The organism is Brevibacillus laterosporus LMG 15441 (genome assembly GCF_000219535.2).
GTDB classification, from domain to species: Bacteria; Bacillota; Bacilli; order Brevibacillales; family Brevibacillaceae; genus Brevibacillus_B; species Brevibacillus_B halotolerans.
In genome coordinates this window covers 1,562,358-1,581,586 of sequence record NZ_CP007806.1, presented here as the reverse complement: position 1 = coordinate 1,581,586, position 19,229 = coordinate 1,562,358, and the positions used below count along the sequence as shown (strand labels likewise).

Here is a 19,229-nt window from a genome sequence, read left to right as displayed (position 1 = left end):
GTCTTTTATTTGGTAGGGAAGCATATCATTCCCTTACCCAATCTTATTTTGCACAATGGGATCAGCAAAATAAGAGCCACTGATAAACCTTGCTTGCTAGAATGTCTTTTGTTGGGTATACTAGACGCTATATAGCCATGTACTCGATGATGAGGAGAGTAATGATGGTTCGTGCTACTAGCGAGTCAGGATTGGTGGAAGCCTGATAGAACGTCCATGATGAAGCGCACCTCGGAGACGCAGCTTGAATCTTGTCTATTGACAATGTATAGAGCTTGCCGGGTTTGCCCGTTACAGCTATCAAGCAGGTTTTTTCCAATTACGATCATTTATTGGTCTAATTGAAAAGAACAAGAAGAGTGGTACCGCGGGAGTATGATAAAATAACCTCTCGTCTCTTTACGGATTGATTTTTACTGATATCTATCCAAAAGAGACGGGGGGTTTTTTGCTGTTGTTGCTTTGAACATCGTATGCTGTGTCTAATCAAAGCGCTCTGTACTTGTATACCTATGGTTATATTTATGTTGTATCCCACTTTTCCACGGAATGATTACATATTCCCTGAAAGTTTAGGTTGATTAAAAAGAAAGGATGAAATAAACATGAATTACAAACAACTAGTAGCTGAACAAATCTCTGCTGCTCTAACTGAAATGGGCGTAGAGGATTTTTCCTGCGAACGTGTCCTTGGCATGCTCGAAACTCCTCCTAACCCACAAATGGGTGATTTAGCCTTCCCTTGCTTCCAATTAGCTAAAGCTCTACGCAAAGCACCACCAATGATTGCAACGGAGCTAGCTTCTAAGATTTCTCTGCCTTTCTTACAGGATGTACAGGTGACAAATGCATATATTAATTTATTTTATGATCAAACCAGCGTTATAACCGCTTGTATTAAAACGATTCTAGAGCAAGGGTCTGCATATGGCGCGACTACTGCTGGTGCTGGTAAAAAGGTACCAATCGACTTATCTTCTCCAAACATTGCTAAACCCTTCTCGATGGGGCATTTGCGCTCAACCGTTATCGGGAATGCACTTGCAAACATCATGGAAAAGCATGGCTATCAGCCAGTTCGCATCAATCACTTAGGGGACTGGGGTACACAATTTGGTAAACTGATTGTTGCCTATAAAAAATGGGGCGATGAAGATAAAGTAAAAGCTGAGCCTATTAAAGAATTGCTCAAGCTGTATGTACACTTCCATGAAGAAGTAGAAAACGATCCAACACTGGAAGATCAAGGCCGTGAATGGTTCAAGAAATTAGAGGACGGCGATCAAGAAGCCCAGCAATTATGGCAATGGTTCCGCGACGAATCCTTACAAGAATTTAAAAAGATCTATGAATTAATGGGTGTATCCTTTGACTCCTTCAATGGAGAAGCATTCTACAATAATCAAATGGATCGCGTTGTTGATTTATTAGAGGAAAAAGGATTGTTAACAGAATCCGAAGGCGCAATGGTTGTATCTCTGGATGAGTACGACATGCCTCCTTGCTTAATAAAAAAACGTGACGGTGCTACCCTTTACGCAACCCGCGACCTAGCTGCTGCTTTGTATCGCCATGAGCAATATGATTTTGGAAAAGCATTATATGTGGTTGGCGGAGAACAACGCCTGCATTTCCAACAGCTATTTAAAGTCTTGCTAAAAATGGGCTATGACTGGGCTAACAATATGCATCACATTCCATTTGGTATGATGTTAAAAGATGGTAAAAAAATGTCCACCCGCAAAGGGAAAGTCGTTCTGTTGGAAGAAGTATTGTCCCAAGCAATCGCAGATGTATTAAAAGTAATCCAAGACAAAAATCCTTCTCTTGCAAATAAAGAACAGGTTGCTCGCCAAGTTGGTGTAGGTGCCGTTATCTTCCATGACTTGAAAAATTATCGTTTAAACGATGTCAACTTTTCCTGGGAAGAAATGCTTACTTTTGAAGGGGAAACAGGGCCTTACGTTCAATACACTCATGCCCGCGCTTGCTCTCTATTGAAAAAAGGTGGGTACCAGCCAGGAGCTGTAACCGTAGTAGACAAAGCTTTAGAGGGTCCAGAAGCATGGGCAGTCATTACTACTCTCTTGCAGTTCCCAAGCATTCTGGAAAAGGCTCGCGATCAATTCGATCCTTCGCAGATTGGAAAATACGTAATTGACCTGGCTCAAACCTTCAACAAATTCTACGCGCATGTCCGCATTGTCGCAGAGGATGAGCAAGTAAAACAAGCTCGCCTACAATTGGTTGCAGCAGTTATTGTTGTACTAAAAGAAGGACTCCGTCTATTGGGATTGGAAGCTCCTGAGGAAATGTAAGAAAAATAAGGGCCCCAAACACAATGGGCGCCCTTTTTATTTTTGGTCAAAAATTCATCCAACTCATCCAAAAAAGGAGGGCTTCCCCTCCTCTTTTTAATCCTGCTTTACCTAAACGCCTCTCATCTATGTTCCTTTTACTCTTTTTCGTTTATTTTCGGTTCAATAGCTGGTTTTGGTGTCGAGAACCAAGCCTTTGCTAATTGCTCAACAAGCTTTTTCGGTAGGGAAACAGGCTCTATTTTTACAGTTCCAATAGGGTCAACACCACGATATAGCATTGCCTTATCATCATTAGGGTCTGACATTGTTTCTAAAATCAGCTCGTCGATTTTGCCAGCCACTTTCCATTCCATAATCATTAGTTCATATTCATCTGGAGCTAATTCAATGTATTCTTCTTCTGTAATATCTACAATTGCATAGCCATCTGATTCAATTTCTGCTTCTAAGACCTTGCCATTTGCTTCTTCATAAAGTTTTAGTTCATTAAGGTCAGCTAAATTTTCTTTGATTTTATCAAAGCTGTGAATGGTTACTTTAATTGTGCGTGTCATAATATCTCCTCTGTCTCGTAAAATCCGTTCTGAAATACGGTCCCTCTAATCATATCCTACTGTGGACTTGCAAACAATTGTTTGACAAAAGCGATTTCTGACTTATGCCCACCCGGTCGTTCTGCTGGCGTTTCCAAAAATAAGGGAACCTCACGAACACCCCTGCTTCTAATCAATTCGCCTATCCTTTCAGCACCGATCTCTCCGTAACCAATATCAGCATGGCGATCACGATGGGAGCCGGTAGGATAGCGAGAATCATTGAGATGAACAGCCTTCAAATGGGTAAAATATCCTAATTCCTCGCCTCGCTTCTGCACCTCTTCCCAATTCCCTCCTGTCCATAATCCACTTGCAAAGGCATGGCAGGTATCGAAGCAAAATCCGACAAGCTCGGGTCTATTGATCAATGCACGCACTTGTACAAGCTCTTCTAATGTCATCCCCATCTTATTTCCCTGACCAGCATTATTTTCAAGTAAAATAAGTGCATTACCTGTCCAGCCTTCTAAGATTTCATTTAGTGAACGAATCATCAATTGGTAGCCAAATAACGGATCAGGGTGATTTCCTTTATATTGCCCGAAATGAACAACAACGCCAATCGAGCCACACGCGTCCGCAATCTCCAAATCATTGCGTACTGAAGCCACCATTGCCGCTTGTTCCTCTCTTCCCTCTGTACACAAGTTAGTTGGATATGGTGTGTGGGCAATCGAAATAATCCCGTGTTCCTTGCAAAAATCACGACATTGTTGGGCATCCTGTCTTGAGAATGATTTGATTTGTAAACTGCGCGGGTTTTTAGGAAAATACTGATAGCAAGTCCCTCCCAAGCGTTGCGCGATCCGGGCGGCTTCCGTATATCCCTGACGTACGCTTACATGACAACCGATGTGCAATTTGTCGCCTCCCTTCCTTGTTTCTCGTTGCTACGCTGTCAACATTATTTATTATTGTTTCAGACTTGAGAGAGGTACATTCACATGCACTGTTGTTCCTTGATTGATCACACTGTCAATGAGTATAGAGCCCTGATGGTCCCTGATGATTTTTTTACTAACCATGAGGCCTAGCCCTGTTCCTTTATCCTTTGTAGTATAAAAAGGCTCACCAAGTTTACTAACACGATCTTCCGGTATGCCGCATCCTTCATCGCGAAAACATATATCCACCATCTGAGCATTCTGTTTTACCGTTATATAGATCATTCCACCATTCGGCATTGCTTCCATTGCATTTTTCATGATATTTATAAAGACTTGTTTAATCTGATTTTCCTCACAAGTGATCAATATTGGCTTCTCTTTACATTCAAGCTGAAAAATTACATTATGCATCAAAGCTTGGCTCTCTAATAGCGTCATTACATTACGAACGAGATCGACTACATTTTTTTGCTTTACATTCTGAACTTGCGGTTTCGCTAATACCAATAACTCGCTTACAATAAAATTGATTCGATCTAATTCAGATATCATGACTTCAAAATAAAAATCATGCTCACTGGTTTGATTTTGTAACAACTGAATAAAGCCTCGCAGTGCAGTTAGCGGATTGCGAATTTCATGAGCAACTCCTGCCGCCATCTCTCCAATAAGGGATAGCTTATCCGAGTTACGCAATAAGGCCTCTGCTTGTTTCCGATCGGTAATATTTCTGGCTACAAAAACAAAGTGCTCTAAATTTTTTTCCCCATTAAAGACTGGCGTACCATTAGCCTCCAAATACATCCAGTCGCCTGAAGCACACCGATAGCGAAGCTCTACTTGCATCACGCTACCTTCAGCGATTAATCGTTTACGTCCCTGTTTCAAAAACTCTCTGTCATCGGTATGTACCCATTTACGATAATCCATTCCCAATAAGCTTTCCGGTGTATATCCTAAAATGGTCTTAAACGAAGGAGACACATAAATATAGCGTCCACTCCGATCCAAAATAGCAATAAGATCCGTCATATTTTCGGAAATCAATCTATATTTTGCCTCACTGTCACCCAATGCCTGCGCAATCCTCCTCTGTTCCGTTACATCCCTCGTAATTAAAGCGACCGCCAAAATCTTTCCTTCCGTATTTCGAATCGGAATATAGGATGATAGGGTGTGAACAAGATGTCCATTGCGATGAGTAAATGAATTCTCCTCATCCAAAACCATCTTTCCGTTCATAGCCTTTTGTGTGTTATCAATAATTCCTCGCAATATGACTGGCTTTAGCAGATTTTCTTGATGCATAAGCAATTCTTCATAACTGTATCCATACATTTTTTCACAAGCAGGATTCACCATTAAAATATTCCAATCTAAATCAATAAGCACGATACAATCAGAAGCGCTATTCACGAAAGATTCCAACAGTTCTTTCGCATCTCGTAATTCAGTCTCAACCTGAATACGCTCAGTAATATTGCGCATCACCGCTATTACACCTATAACGCCAGCATCTTTCTTGCAAATAGGTTTATAAGTCATACAAATCTCAAGAAGATGCCCCTTCTTATGACGTCGTCTCGTATGAAACAATACAGGTTTTCCTGTTTTTACAACGTAATCAAAATGCAGCTCCTGTTCTTGTAGCGCAACAGCATCAGGAAGTAAGATTCTAGGATTGTCATACAGCTCCTGTGGAGAATACCCAGTCATGATCTGAAATGAATTGCTCATACGTAATATTTGAAAATCGGGTGAAATGAGAAAAAGCGCATCCCGTGTGTACGTAATAAAGGTATCGAGGCTCTTCTCCATTTCCTCCAGCTTCCTCTGTCTTAGCTTTTGCTCTGTTACATCTCGTACAAGAGCTCCCACAGCCGCTTTTCCTTTATACCATTTCATCGGAAAAAGCGTAAATGAAACGTCCATCATCCCCCCTTCCTTATGAGGAATTTGAATGATGTAAGGATCATGATTGGTACACAATGGTTGTATGACACTTGGCTCTACGCTCACTATCCCTTGTTTACATCGAAGTAGATATACATCAATGGCTACTTCGAATTCATCAGAAAAACAATTACCTGCCAATTGGTACCAGGACTGATTGGCATACAAAACAGTACCGTCTGAAGAAAAAATGAAGACTGCATCTGGACAATTTTGAACAAAAGATACAAATCCATCTGTTTCTGACCACGAGATGACCTCTCGCACAAACCGCACCTCCAAAATAAGGATAAAAATGTATGTATATTTCATATTCGCATCAAAGATCAACCATTGTAAAGGAAAAAGAACTTTTTTATTGTTTGTTTTAAAAAAAGAGACAGGGTACCATGTTAACCTGCTTTGCATACGATGAGCCTAGATGACCGGTTTTACTTAGTAACGTTTACATGAAAAAGCACAGATGAGAAAGGGTGAGAAATCATGTGTGGAATTGCAGGCTGGGCTAGTTTTATGCGGAATGTAAAAGATGAACAAGAGACTATAGAAGCAATGACTAAGACACTTCAACACAGAGGTCCAGATAGTATGGGGTATTTTTTTCATGATCGGGTTGTATTTGGACATCGTCGTCTTATTGTTGTAGATCCTGAAGGCGGAACTCAGCCCATGACCAAAAGATATGGGGATATAAGCTACACACTTGTGTATAACGGCGAATTGTACAATACAGAAGATTTACGCAAGGAATTGCTAGACCGTGGTCACCGCTTCTCTTCCCACTCAGATACGGAGGTATTACTCACGGCTTATGTAGAATGGGGAGAAAAATGCCTAGAGCGACTGAACGGTATTTTTGCATTTGCTATCTGGAATGACAAAGAGCAGCTCTTATTTGTCGCACGTGATCGAATGGGTGTGAAGCCGTTCTTTTATCTAGTAAAAGATGGGCAGTTTCTATTCGGTTCAGAAATAAAAGCTATTCTTGCCCACCCCGAAGTTGAGCCTATTGTTGATCGGGAAGGCTTAGCCGAGGTACTGCTTATTTCACCCGCTCGCACGCCTGGACACGGTGTATTCAAAGGAATGCATGAGTTACGCCCCGGCTATTATGGAATATACTCTCAAAATGGCTTTACTACAGAATCGTATTGGTGCTTGAAAAGTCGTGAGCATCTCGACAATTTTGAGACAACCGTCGATACCATTCGTGATTTAGTCATAAATGCAATCGAACGTCAACTCGTTGCTGATGTTCCTGTCTCGATGCTGCTTTCAGGAGGCCTTGATTCCAGCGCCATCACCGCTATTGCGGCAAGATATTATCAACATCAAGGAAAAGGAACGATTCACACCTACTCCATTGATTATAAAGATAATGACCACTTTTTCACTGCCCATGCCTATCAACCTGATTCAGATTCTCAATGGATTAAACGAGTTAGCGATCATATAGGAACCCAGCACCATTATATTGAGTTTGATACCCCCGAGTTGGTGCAAGCCCTCCAAACCGCTGTTTATGCTCGCGACTTGCCTGGTATGGCAGATATTGACGCTTCGCTGTATCTTTTTTGCGCGGAAATGAAAAAGGAAACAACAGTCGTACTTTCAGGTGAATGCGCTGACGAAATATTTGGGGGCTATCCTTGGTTTCATCAAGAAGAAGCTCTTTATGCAGAAACTTTTCCATGGGCGCGAAAAAGTGAGCAGCGATACAAATGGCTCTCGAATGAAATGAAGGCTTGGTTACAACCAGATTCGTATGTAAAAGGACGTTTTCGTGATACACTAGCAGAGGTTCCCCGCTTGGAGGGGGAGTTTCGTATAGATGAAAAACGGCGCGAGATGTTTTACTTAAATCATGTCTGGTTTATGAATACGTTACTGGATCGAAAGGATCGCATGAGTATGATGGCTAGCCTAGAAGCCCGTGTACCCTTTTGCGATCATCGACTTGTAGAATACATGTGGAATGTACCTTGGGAGATGAAAATGTACGATTCCAGGGAAAAAGGCATTTTGCGCAAAGCTTTGGAAGGAATCTTGCCCTCTGATGTGTTATATCGTAAAAAAAGTCCTTATCCCAAAACACATAATCCCGCATATGCCCTAGCAACAAGGCAGTGGCTTAACGATGTTTTAGATGATAACAGATCTCCCCTTCATACTCTATTAGATGTTCCTTACCTCCGTACTCTCCTACAAACAGATGCATCTGCGATTGAAATTCCTTTTTTTGGTCAATTAATGAGCACCCCTCAGATGTTTGCCTTTTTAGCACAAGTAGACTTCTGGATGAAAACATACAAAGTACGCATCATGTAAAGAAACAAAAAAACCGGCGCGTTACTGCACCGGTTTTTCCTTTATAATACGATCATATTTGTTTGTTGCTTTATCATTTCATTTACATTTATACTTAAAAAATATTGAATAAGCAAGGAATGCTATAAGCCAGGTTCTGTATCTCTCGTGCTGCAAACGGACCTTCCCCTCGCACGAAGAGCTGTAGTCATCTATCTATGGCAAAATTTCTTTTGCCATCCGTCCTTTTCGTTCAATTCCGTCCAGACGGTTCCCCTACCTAATTTGGGTTTCTCGCTCGCAGGGTTTACCTCGTTCCATCTTCTCTGTCGCCAGAGAAGCTACGTTTCTGTGGCACTTTCAGCGTACTTGGGTCTCAGGGAGAACCCTTTCTGCGCCGTCAATGAGGCGAACCTCACTGCCCTAGTTTGCACTAGGTACGAACACTCCGGGCATCGCAGCCCGGGCGAGCCTGGACTTTCCTCTATCGTCTCCCAGACAAGCTGGTGACAACAGCGACTACCCACAATCCTTGCCTTACTAAGGATTAATCTATCATATATAGGGGTACAATTCAACCTTGACATTCTGGAAACGCTACTAAAAGATGTAAAATATCATGTTTATTCTTATTTACTTTATTTTTAGGAGGTTTGAAAATGAATGTATTTAACCTACGAATAAAGGGTAGGCTGATTTTTTTACAATTACTAACCCCTGCACATGCAGAATTTTTTCTTACTTATTTACTTGCAAATCAACCATTTCATGCACCGTATGTCCCTTTGCGTGACGAGAGTTATTTCACACTCGAAAATGCCATTAATCAAACTACTCAATGGACAGAGGTTGAACAGGATCAACGCTATTCTTTTGGTATCTTTGAGCAAGCTAGTGAACGCCTTGTTGGAAAAATAACACTATCCCAAGTATTTCGCGGTCCTTTTCAAAATGCTTTTATCGGTTATGATCTAGACCATTCCTGTCAAAGCCAAGGCTATATGACTGAAGCTCTCCATCTCATGATGTCGTTTTCCTTCAATAGACTTCTTTTGCATCGTTTGCAAGCCAATATCATGCCACATAATCGAGCGTCTCAACGGGTTTTGGAAAAAGCAGGATTCGCCAAAGAGGGGTTCGGTGCCAATTATCTTAAAATCAACGGGAAATGGGAAGATCATTTATTTTATGCTTTGACTAAAGAAAGGTTTGACGAACTTTATCAAAACGCTCCTTATCCTGTTATCTATGAAGAAAGAGCTGAGACGATTACTATAAAAGACTAAAGACAAAGCGATTACTCACAGAAATGCCTTAGCAAAGCTTGGTAGATCGTTGTGTGTTAGAATTATAAAAAGAGTATCGCAACTCTACATTTCACTCAGGAATGAAATATCCATCATCGAACAGGAGGCTTATTTTTCATGCTACTACTCCCTTTTGAAGGTAAAGAGCCACAGATTCATCCTAGCGTGTTTATCGCCAAAGGTGCTGTTGTCACGGGTGACGTTATTATCGGGGAAGAGACATCGATCTGGTACAATTCGGTCATACGAGGCGATGTCTCTCCTACTATTATTGGGAAACGAGTCAGTGTTCAAGATAATAGCACTCTCCACCAAAGTCCTCTTTGTCCACTCCTTATTGAGGATGATGTCACAATTGGCCATAACGCCGTGTTACATAGCTGCACCGTACGCCAAGGCGCTTTGATCGGTATGGGTTCTATTGTGCTAGATGGCGCCCAGATCGGGGAAGAGGCTATGGTTGCAGCGGGTGCTTTGGTTCCACCCGGCATGAAAGTCCCCCCTCGGACATTGGTCGTAGGCTCTCCCGCTAAGGTAAAGCGCGAATTAAACGAAGACGATTTTAAGGATTTACGCCGAGTTCGTCAGTCTTATGTGGATAAAGGAAAAATGTATCGAAAGCTGGAAGAAAATCCACTTACCAGATAAAAACAAAAAACGATCGTACCCTCTTCTAACAAGGATACGATCGTTTCTTTATTTTTGGATATGAGTAATTTTCGTAATGATCCAGCCGTACGGATTGCTACTCTGGTCGCTTTTAACCATTTCATATTCCACTTCATAATTACCAGTCATTGTGGAAAAATAAGCGCCTTTAGCCTTCATGGTACTTTCATTACTATCCATCACCTGATAGCTACCCAAAACATCATGCAAAGGTAGCGGGCGTAGCTTCTCTATCGTCTGTAATGCCTCTTTCCCGAAGTAGGACGTCATCCCTTGCTCGTTCTTTCTTAGATAAGCATGGGTGGCCGCTGTTAGCATCAGATTGCTGATGCGTGTTTGCTGTTGCACTGAGCCGTTCCATTGTTTTTCTTTTTGCTGCTCATTGGCGATCACTAGCCGCTGTAAAATAACCGCGAATTGGGCCCGAGTCATAGTCTTGGTTGGCTGAAAAAAACCGGTGCTATCTTCCAATAATTGATAGCCTTTAATTCCGGTAGCATACAACGATTTTGTATCCTGATACGCATTCGAAAGCGTCGCCTGATAATAGCCGTTTAAACCCTCCTGAATTTTAGCGGGCTCTATATGTAAATCATGTCGAATATTCGGCAGAATCGTATGAAACAACAGCATGCTAGCTTCTTCTCGATTTAATGGTGCTTGTAAATGCTCAGCGGATAACCACCAATCGCTTTCTAAGATAGCTCCCATTTTCATTGGCTTTTTACCTGCACTGAGGTGAAGCAAGTACAAGGCATTATCCCCTGGATTAAAACGTGTATATGCCTTCTGATCCGCATACAGCATAGCATTCATAGTACCTACAGCCTGCTTGAGTTCTTGAACGAGCGGATATCGTTTATCTACTTTAGCTGCTTCAACAGGAGGAGCTACAACTCCGTAGGAATACTGCGTTACCCGATTCAACAAAGCAATTGCCTCTCCCCGAGAAATCGGAGCGTTCGGGCGAAACGGAATATATTTTCCTTTTACAATGCCACGCTCGGCAAGAAATTGAATGTAAGATTTCGCCCAATGTTCATCTATATCAGTGAAGGTACTCGCTTGTACAGTGCTAGGGGTATGTGGATTTTCCGCTTGTATCTCGGCCGGCATACAAAAAGCCGCAATGACTGCAAACATTGTTGTGATACCTGCTACGATTTCTTTTCTAACCTTCATGGATCTGTTCCCACTCTCTTTCTTTTATCTCAATCTTTCATATTTCTTTCACAAATAATGTGTCTGAAAGAAATATTACCAGACAAAAAAATGGGAATCTATCATACTTTATTCATAAGATAGATACCAACCAAAGTCCTATAATGAATCGTTTGCCTCTTCCATATTCCGAAAATAAATAAACAACGCATAAGACCGAATCGCTGTATCCATATGTATGCGCTCCGGTTCCTTTGTTGTAAGATAATATTGCAAGAAGCCCGATACACGATACAATGGCTCAATTAGTCTTGGTGCATATTTGGATAATAGATTACATATTCCTATTCCAACAAGTCCAATCACAATAGCTATCCACAGTTGGAAAAAACAAATGGTTGGAAGAAAAAAAGCAAAGAAAAAAGTAACCATATTCGTTGAACAGCCTCGATTGATAATGGAAGCCTGCTGTATTGTTTCCCAATTCTCTGGTTTAACTTCCCCATAGTAGCTAAAAACCTTATGCTCAGCTCCATGAAACTGTTTTAATCGTTTTGGAAAAATAAAATGAAAGCCTGCTCCATAAACTACCAACCACAATGGATCAAATTCTCCTAAAACCGGAAAAAAAACATACAAAAGCATCAACAAATGTAGGATATGATAGTACCAAGGCAATGAGCTGACAATCCGCCACCACATTTTACATAGCGTTCTCATCCCCATTTTCTCGGCCCATGTGTGGATGACACCGTTCTTTACCTCGGCACATGCAATGACATTTTTGTTGTGATAAAAGACTCCGTTGCCAAATGAAATGCCTGCAATCATGGTGTTGGTATTCTCACCCTCTCCATTTATGGTTATAATGGTGTTTGTTCATATAGCCTCATCTAAGCTATTGAGGCCACGTTATGTTTCTACTAAGGAGGTTTCACCATTGAAACGCTTTGTTCCAACTACACCCATTACACCTCAAAAGGACCCATGGGAGCCTTTATATAATGCTACACCACCTTCCTACAAATTGACCAGTATCGAGTTTACTGTGACCAATCTATGCAATCTGCGCTGTGAACATTGCGCTGTTGGTGAAACATTACGGATAAAAGACGATCCACACTTGCCAATAGAACTTATCCTACAACGTCTAGAGGAAGCCAAGGATTTATTAACCCTTAGCATTACGGGTGGGGAACCGATGTACAGTATACGGACAGTAAATAATGTAATTGCACCAATTTTACAGTATGCGACAGATCGGGGCTTGCGCACACAGATTAACTCCAACTTATCTCTGCCATTTTCTCGTTACGAGGCTGTTTTGCCCTACATTGATGTCATGCATATGTCGTGGAACTATAGTAAGCCTGAGGATTTTCATGAAGTGGTATACGTAAATAGTCCGCAAAAGGTTTCACTCACCCAAGCAGAGAAACTGTACCAATTGACAATGGACAATGCAAAAAAATTAGCACACGCAGGTGTAATCGTCTCTGCCGAAAGCATGCTGAATACTCGGACGTGGCAAAAGCTCCCGAAGATTCATCAACTAATTAAAGAAATGGGTTGTGTTCGTCACGAGGTGCACCCTATGTATCAAAGCGATTTCGCCAAAAATTTACCAGTGCTGAGCTTGCCTCAATTACGTGAATCTATTCACACCCTTTTAGATGTACGCGATGAAGAGATGTGGATGCTGTTCGGTACCCTGCCATTTTTCGCATGTAGCCAAGACCCTGATGATCAGGAGCTTATTCTGCGTCTGCGTCAATCCAAGAATGTTACTGTACGTAACGACCCTGATGGACGCTGTCGCTTAAATATCAACATATTTACCGGAGATGTAACCGTAACTGACTTTGGGGATGTAGGCATTCTAGGAAATATTCAAACAGATACCCTAGAGACTATGTTCGCTCGTTGGCAAAGTCACTCTCTCAATCAATCCATTAATTGTTTTTGCCCAAATGCAGAATGTGCAGGCCCAAATCTGCTCGTATATCATAGCTATTACCTGAATACTGATTTTAAAGAACGTAAGGCACTTATATAAAAATCATTCTCAATATGTACGGCGAAAATAAAATGATCTTCCAACACGTTGAAAGGTTGCCCTTCTCAAGGCAACCTTTTCAGCGTGCATTTCCCATATTAATCCATATCGTGTGGAATGTTCTCTTTTGTTTTTTTAGCCTTAAAAGGGTTAACAGCTTTCCCTAATTCACCCATTCGATCGAATGAAGTAAATAAGGTGTCCACTGTCTCCACTAACTCTCGGATTTGAACAACTTTTGTACGAATCCCTAAAAAATGGTGCATCATCCCTTTGCTATTAAGTCCAGCCATTGTTCCCCACCTCCTAACATTCCTTACTATAGGCTATGTAAAAAAGGGGCAAACGCTGTAGGCAGAAGCATAGATACCGACCATTTTCTCCAAGCTACAATCAACCATGCCTTCTTAGTTGTAAATATCAGGACGGCGATCAGTAAATACCGGAATCTTAGAACGAACCTGATCGACAATATCCAAATCGATCTCAGCAGTTAGAATCATTTCTTCTTCACCAGCTTCAGCAATCACTTCTCCCCATGGATCAATCACCATAGAGTGACCGAAGAAGCTACTCGCAGAATCGCTTCCTACTCGATTGCAAGCAACGACATACATTTGATTTTCAATCGCTCGGGCAATCAATAGGGCGCGCCAATGAGCCAGTCTCGGGTTTGGCCACTGAGCACATACGAACAAGACCTTTGCTCCCTTAACTGCATAGAGACGAATCCATTCCGGGAAACGAATATCATAGCAAATAACCGCTCCCACCTTCTGATCGTCCATTTGATACAAGCCCAGTTGATCACCTGATTGCAGGAACTGGTGTTCATTCATTAGCTTGAATAAATGGGCTTTTGAATAAGAGCCAACCAAATTTCCCTGCTTATCAAACACATAGGAGGTATTATAGACCCCATCTTCCTTATGTTCAGCAATAGAGCCACCATATACATAGCTATGTAGTGATCGAGCAAGTTCCTTTAAAAACATCTGGGCATTCTTCCCTTGCTCATCCGCAATCTCGTCCAGACGCTCCAAATCATAGGCAATATCCCATAATTCGGGTAGCAATAATGCATCAATCCCTTTGCCTGATTCGCGTAAATTTTCGGTCATTTTCTTTACCTTTTCTCTGTTTGCCTCTGGATTTCCTAGCACGACATCCATTTGGATTAAAGCTATTCTCCACTTGTTACTCATTACGTATTCCTCCCATCCCCCGCATCTTTATCACCATTATAGTAGTGGAATTTTGTCAAAAAAGAAAGAGGAGCGGATACAGCTCCTCCCTTCCATGCATAGCATACTAGTAGTTACTAAGTACGGCGATGTTGTTCTAAAGCTCTGACCCGACGATTTAAATCTCTATACCTTTCATTTAGTCTCCGTACCTCACGCTCTAAACGTTCGATTCTGCGTTCCTCACCCACATTAGGTAATGGAGGCCCTTGATTAGGAATGAAAAGAGTTTGACCGACGTACAGCTCATATGGGGGAAATAGACGATTCACACGAATAAGTACATCGATAGGCACTCCAAAGCGTTGAGCAATAGCATATAGTGTATCCCCGCGTTGAACAGTATAATTCATACGTACCAGCTCCCTAAAGAAAGTTATCTTCTATTAGTACCGTATGCCCGTTTTGGTTGAGAGGAGATAAACGAATACCCATTTTTTAAAAGGTAGGCATCAACCTATGACCTGACAAGTAATGGAAGGTAAAAGCTCCTTTATTTCTTCATTGTATCGCAACCCTTACTCCTCTTTTGTACCTCTCTCGGAACGGGCATCCTCTCCTTTTCTTCTGTTGCTGACCCTGTCCTTACTTGTCTTCTAAATCGATGCACAAAAAGACCTTGCGTTCGCTACTGGTAGCGTTGCAAGGTCTTTTCCTTTTCTATGCGCTCAAATACTACATGTTGATTTAGAATACTAATTTTTTCTTATTAAAAAACGGGATCTGCATACTTCGCGAGCTTCTCAGCAGAATCCTTATCTACATCAGCATGAAGGCTGTTGCCGTGTGAATCCATTGTGACTATAGCGGCAAAGCCTTTAACACGTAAATGCCACATTGCTTCTGGAATACCAAATTCCAAGTAGTCCACGCCTTCTACCTGCTCGATACAATCCGCGTAGTATTGCGCAGCTCCACCAATGGCATTTAAGTATACGCCACCATGCTCTTGTAAGGCTTTCAATGTTTTAGGACCCATACCACCTTTTCCCATTACCGCTCGAATTCCGAATTTTTTCATGATGTCGCCTTGATATGGCTCCTCACGAATACTAGTGGTAGGCCCTGCTGCTTTGACATGATAGTTCCCTTCTTCATCTTTTAGCATAACTGGACCACAGTGATAGATAATGCCACCATTTAGGTCAATTGGACAATCATGATCGATTAAGTATTTATGCAAGGCATCGCGGCCGGTATGCATCATACCATTAATAGTGACCACATCACCCACTTTAAGACTGCGAATCTGTTCTTCTGTTATTGGTGCCTCCAATACAACCTCACGACGCTCTGTTTGTTCCTCGCTTGCGGAAGTCATGTCCATTTCCACATGATTTTCTTCTGTGTATAAATAACGGATGATTTCTCCAGTTTCTGGGTTAATATGCACCCCTTGACGTCGGAATGCCCAGCAGTTATAAGCTACAGAGACGAAAAAGCTAGCTGGCAAGCGATTTTCTACACCAATTTTACAGCCAAGTAGGGTTGTATTTCCGCCGAAACCCATGGTTCCGATCCCCAATTCATTTGCCGTTTGCATAATATAGTCTTCCAATTCAGCTAACGCAGGAATCGGATTGGAATCATCTGCGCTGCGGAACAATTGATGTTTGGCAAGTGAGTAGCCACTTGTACGATCTCCGCCAATACCTACCCCGATAAAGCCAGCGCTACAGCCTTGACCTTGTGCCTGATAGACAGCATGCAGGATACATTTGCGGATGCCATCTAGGTCACGACCAGCTTTTCCTAAGTGGGGAAGCTCACAGGGAAGAGAATATTGTATGTTTTTATTTTCACAGCCGCCACCTTTAAGAATTAACTTCACTTCGGCGTAATCCTCTTCCCATTGTTCAAAATGAACAACAGGTGTACCAGGTCCAATATTATCTCCAGAGTTGGCACCTGTTAACGAGTCTACAGAGTTCGTACGTAATTTACCAGTACGTGTCGCTTCTGCAATCGCTTCCAGAATCGCTTTCTTCATCGCGATCTGATTAACTCCTACCGGTGTCTTAATTTCAAATGTAGGCATTCCTGTATCCTGACAAATTGGGGAAACATTTTCTTCAGCCATCTTAATGTTTTGCGCAATGGTAGTGAGCGATAAAGCAGCACGCGTGCCAGCATCCTCTCTTTTTTTCGCAGCGTTAATGGCATGACGAACATCTGGCGGCAAGTTAGTGGAGGTCTCCACAATCAACTGCAACATGCTATCTTTGAACTTATCCATGATGGAAGTCGCCTCTCTTTTCAAAAAAGAATAAATACTCTACACAACGATCATAATTATAGCATAGCAAAAAAATAGGTGCGACACTTCCAATTGTGCGTTTTTTCTCAGCCGACTCAGATACAGCCCTCCCTATACCTGTCATCTTAGCTGTGATATCATGAAGATACTTTTTTGACGGAAAAAACGAAAGAGGAGTAGGGTTCATATGCATTATTTTCAGATGACGTTGCCTGCTACACTGACCGGATTGGCAGTAGTTTTATTCGTTGGCTTACTCCGTTTGCAGTGGCCTTTTCGCTACTATTACAGAACGTTGTTATGCAAGCGAAACCCCGAGCGTATGCAAATGATCCTAGAGGCTTCTTATCTTAAAAACAAAAAGCGCTCAGTAGCGCTACTCGACAAATCAAGTCAACAGCTACTGCAAGGGAAGTACGATGCAGCTGAATCATATATTACGCAGGCTATTATCTTGTGTAAAGAATCACCCACATTATTTCATCGTGCTCTCTTACAGCATCTTTTTTACAATTTGGCTGTTGCCTGCTATTATCGGGGACGATATCGGGATGCTCTGCAAATTGGCATACATCTATATAAGAGAGATCCGCGCATGCACTGTGCTCTGGGCGTCATTATTTGCTGTCAAGCTCGAATGGGGGACCTTCCAGGTGCTAAGCACGCCTTATCATTATTACAGCGAAGACGAATCCGCCCTGCTTTGCATTATTTTTGTTTAGCTGAAATAGAAGCCGCAGCAGGACGTTATACACATGCAGTCGAGCATATTGAAAAAATCAGGAACTACGCATATTCTCAAACACTGTATCTCCGTAAAGAAGAACTTGACTTGCGTCTACAAGAATGGACAAAAGCGGCTTCTCATGCAGGATGATCCAGTGAGGGTTTTACTTGTGGGCTAGGAGCCATTTCCCTTCAGCTCACAAGTTTTTTTATATTTTTTTGCTAAGGAAAAAATTGGCCAATGCCCCTTCTCCGATAGGATTTTTAAAGATATTTATTAAAAAAATTTGGTATTAAATGTGAATAATTTCACAACATAATCTTCTATTTTTTGTATAATGAATTTGCAAGTGAAAAGAAGAAAGAATCGGGTACATTCCGATTGTCTCTTCGAAATCAATGTTAAGAGGAGTGAATTGTATGAAACTAAAAAGAATAAGCAAATGTCTTACAATTTCAGCCGTCTTATCCCAGCTCGCTGTCTATCCAGTAACATCTTATGCAGTCAGCAACACAGAACAAAATACTGACGATAAGAAAATAGCGGAAGAAAAAAGCAATATGATAAGAAATGATTTATTAGGAAATGCTCATAAATCCTCTGTCAAATCTGCCTACTCTTCCAATGTTACTAACGTTGACGAGCAGATGAACAAAATTTCTGATTTTTATTATCAAAATAACTTTCGGGGGAAAGAAATCTCGACTTACTATTATGTAAACCAATTAAAAGAAAAAAAGACTACCATGTCCTTAAATCTGAACGCCTCTGATATAAATAACGTAACATATAATGACTTACAACCAGAATATATAGGTGAAAACGAATTTGAAAATACAACCGATCAGGATCAAACATTTACGACAGCATCCTATTCTCATGCAGTTACAGACACTGTAAGTTCTACTGTTACAAATGGATTTAAAATCGGAGGTAGTGGAGATACTATTTTCAAAATTCCTATTTTATTAAAAGATGGAATAAAACTGAGTGCAGAATTCAATTCCGCTACGAGTACAACGAACACAACTACAGATACGAAGACGCTTACAGCATCTCCTCAAAACATCAAGGTACCAGCAGGTAAAACCTATAAGGTGGTAGTAAATCTATACAAGAAAAGCTTCACTGGAGATATAGACTTCACTGGTAAAGCAACCAATGTAAATTCAAAATTAAGAGTAAATGCATCATATGTTGGCCCTGGATTCCCTCGACTGGATAAAGAGTACTCCTTCACCTATGCGACAGCAGACATGTTAAAAGATTTAACGAATGATCAACGAAATCAAATTACTGGAATCTCCTTTGATAATAATAAGAATTTAACACTTAATGGTAAAGCAAAAATAGAGGGTATTTTTGGAAGTAAATTACAAGTGAGTGTATATGATGTTACAAATAATGCTTATAGATTAGTGCAAGTATTCTAGTAAAACCCGCCTCTTCATTGAGTATAAATTATCTTTAGATATAATGTAAGAAAATGTTAATATATAAAAAACCAGTTGTATCATGAGCCTTACTTGATATAATTGGTTTTTATTTTGTTAAATGAATGGGGGTCTGCCAGCATTTTAACGAAAATATACGCTAAGCCCAATCATGACCTGCTAAGCGCGTTTTATCATACGCTAAGCATGGTTCGGGGCAGTTCATCCGGGATCGCCGGTCATTCAATCTTCTGCTCTTTAAATGGCCAGTAGCCTCGCTTTCAGCCCCTCCTAATTTGCTTATTAGTCTT

General features: G+C 41.3%; 16 protein-coding genes, 1 other RNA gene and 1 other annotated feature. Of the genes, 7 read left to right on the top strand and 10 right to left on the bottom strand.

Annotation, left to right across the window (positions count from 1 at the left end):
* The first annotated feature begins 137 nt into the window (after positions 1–137).
* Positions 138–402: a binding site (T-box leader), on the top strand.
* A gap of 203 nt (positions 403–605) precedes the next feature.
* Positions 606–2,318: an arginine--tRNA ligase gene (argS, locus tag BRLA_RS07350; protein WP_003338105.1), complete on the top strand. Its 1,713-nt coding sequence runs from the start codon at positions 606–608 to the stop codon at positions 2,316–2,318.
* Between the two features lie 137 nt (positions 2,319–2,455).
* Here the strand turns inward: argS and BRLA_RS07345 are convergent, their stop codons facing one another.
* From BRLA_RS07345 to BRLA_RS07335, 3 genes are read right to left on the bottom strand one after another with little or no spacing between them, the layout of a single operon-like run.
* Entirely contained in the window at positions 2,456–2,875 is a 420-nt protein-coding gene (locus BRLA_RS07345; protein WP_003338106.1) for a hypothetical protein, read from the bottom strand.
* Positions 2,876–2,931: 56 nt separating this feature from the next.
* Entirely contained in the window at positions 2,932–3,777 is an 846-nt protein-coding gene (locus tag BRLA_RS07340) for a deoxyribonuclease IV (protein WP_003338107.1), read from the bottom strand.
* A 51-nt stretch (positions 3,778–3,828) separates the two neighbouring features.
* Complete coding sequence (locus BRLA_RS07335; RefSeq protein ID WP_003338108.1) at positions 3,829–6,024, bottom strand: PAS domain S-box protein; 2,196 nt, start codon at positions 6,022–6,024, stop codon at positions 3,829–3,831.
* A 216-nt stretch (positions 6,025–6,240) separates the two neighbouring features.
* On the opposite strand from BRLA_RS07335, the gene asnB reads away from it, so the two are divergent.
* The gene (gene asnB, locus BRLA_RS07330) at positions 6,241–8,085 is read left to right on the top strand and encodes an asparagine synthase (glutamine-hydrolyzing) (RefSeq protein WP_003338109.1); all 1,845 of its coding nucleotides are present in this window, start codon (positions 6,241–6,243) and stop codon (positions 8,083–8,085) included.
* 120 nt (positions 8,086–8,205) lie between these two features.
* Here asnB and rnpB read toward each other — a convergent pair.
* Positions 8,206–8,595, bottom strand: an RNA gene (gene rnpB, locus BRLA_RS23070) — RNase P RNA component class B.
* Between the two features lie 128 nt (positions 8,596–8,723).
* Between rnpB and BRLA_RS07325 the strand changes: the two genes are divergently transcribed.
* Positions 8,724–9,350 (top strand): GNAT family N-acetyltransferase, encoded by a 627-nt coding sequence (locus BRLA_RS07325; RefSeq protein WP_003338111.1) that lies wholly within the window; start codon positions 8,724–8,726, stop codon positions 9,348–9,350.
* 138 nt (positions 9,351–9,488) lie between these two features.
* Positions 9,489–10,019, top strand: coding sequence for a gamma carbonic anhydrase (locus BRLA_RS07320; protein ID WP_003338112.1), 531 nt, complete (start codon positions 9,489–9,491; stop codon positions 10,017–10,019).
* Positions 10,020–10,067: 48 nt separating this feature from the next.
* On the opposite strand, the gene BRLA_RS07315 is transcribed toward BRLA_RS07320, so the two are convergent.
* Together BRLA_RS07315 and BRLA_RS07310 are read right to left on the bottom strand one after the other, a co-directional pair.
* Positions 10,068–11,222: an S-layer homology domain-containing protein gene (locus BRLA_RS07315; protein WP_003338113.1), complete on the bottom strand. Its 1,155-nt coding sequence runs from the start codon at positions 11,220–11,222 to the stop codon at positions 10,068–10,070.
* A 138-nt stretch (positions 11,223–11,360) separates the two neighbouring features.
* Entirely contained in the window at positions 11,361–12,032 is a 672-nt protein-coding gene (locus tag BRLA_RS07310; protein WP_003338115.1) for a DUF1385 domain-containing protein, read from the bottom strand.
* A gap of 109 nt (positions 12,033–12,141) precedes the next feature.
* On the opposite strand from BRLA_RS07310, the gene yfkAB reads away from it, so the two are divergent.
* On the top strand, positions 12,142–13,257 hold the full coding sequence (yfkAB, locus tag BRLA_RS07305; RefSeq protein ID WP_003338116.1) for a radical SAM/CxCxxxxC motif protein YfkAB: 1,116 nt from the start codon (positions 12,142–12,144) through the stop codon (positions 13,255–13,257).
* A gap of 98 nt (positions 13,258–13,355) precedes the next feature.
* Here yfkAB and BRLA_RS07300 read toward each other — a convergent pair whose 3' ends face one another.
* From BRLA_RS07300 to BRLA_RS07285, 4 genes are all read right to left on the bottom strand, one after another.
* Positions 13,356–13,550 (bottom strand): hypothetical protein, encoded by a 195-nt coding sequence (locus BRLA_RS07300; protein WP_003338117.1) that lies wholly within the window; start codon positions 13,548–13,550, stop codon positions 13,356–13,358.
* A gap of 114 nt (positions 13,551–13,664) precedes the next feature.
* Complete coding sequence (locus BRLA_RS07295; RefSeq protein WP_003338118.1) at positions 13,665–14,462, bottom strand: carbon-nitrogen family hydrolase; 798 nt, start codon at positions 14,460–14,462, stop codon at positions 13,665–13,667.
* A gap of 116 nt (positions 14,463–14,578) precedes the next feature.
* Positions 14,579–14,854, bottom strand: a complete 276-nt coding sequence (locus BRLA_RS07290; RefSeq protein WP_003338119.1) for a LysM peptidoglycan-binding domain-containing protein — start codon at positions 14,852–14,854, stop codon at positions 14,579–14,581.
* Between the two features lie 356 nt (positions 14,855–15,210).
* Positions 15,211–16,737 (bottom strand): fumarate hydratase, encoded by a 1,527-nt coding sequence (locus BRLA_RS07285; RefSeq protein ID WP_003338120.1) that lies wholly within the window; start codon positions 16,735–16,737, stop codon positions 15,211–15,213.
* 208 nt (positions 16,738–16,945) lie between these two features.
* Between BRLA_RS07285 and BRLA_RS07280 the strand changes: the two genes are divergently transcribed.
* The gene (locus tag BRLA_RS07280) at positions 16,946–17,635 is read left to right on the top strand and encodes a tetratricopeptide repeat protein (RefSeq protein ID WP_003338122.1); all 690 of its coding nucleotides are present in this window, start codon (positions 16,946–16,948) and stop codon (positions 17,633–17,635) included.
* Positions 17,636–17,904: 269 nt separating this feature from the next.
* Positions 17,905–18,918 carry an ETX/MTX2 family pore-forming toxin gene (locus BRLA_RS07275; RefSeq protein ID WP_003338123.1) on the top strand — a complete coding sequence of 338 codons (1,014 nt, stop codon included), beginning with the start codon at positions 17,905–17,907 and terminating at the stop codon, positions 18,916–18,918.
* The last annotated feature ends 311 nt before the right edge of the window (positions 18,919–19,229 follow it).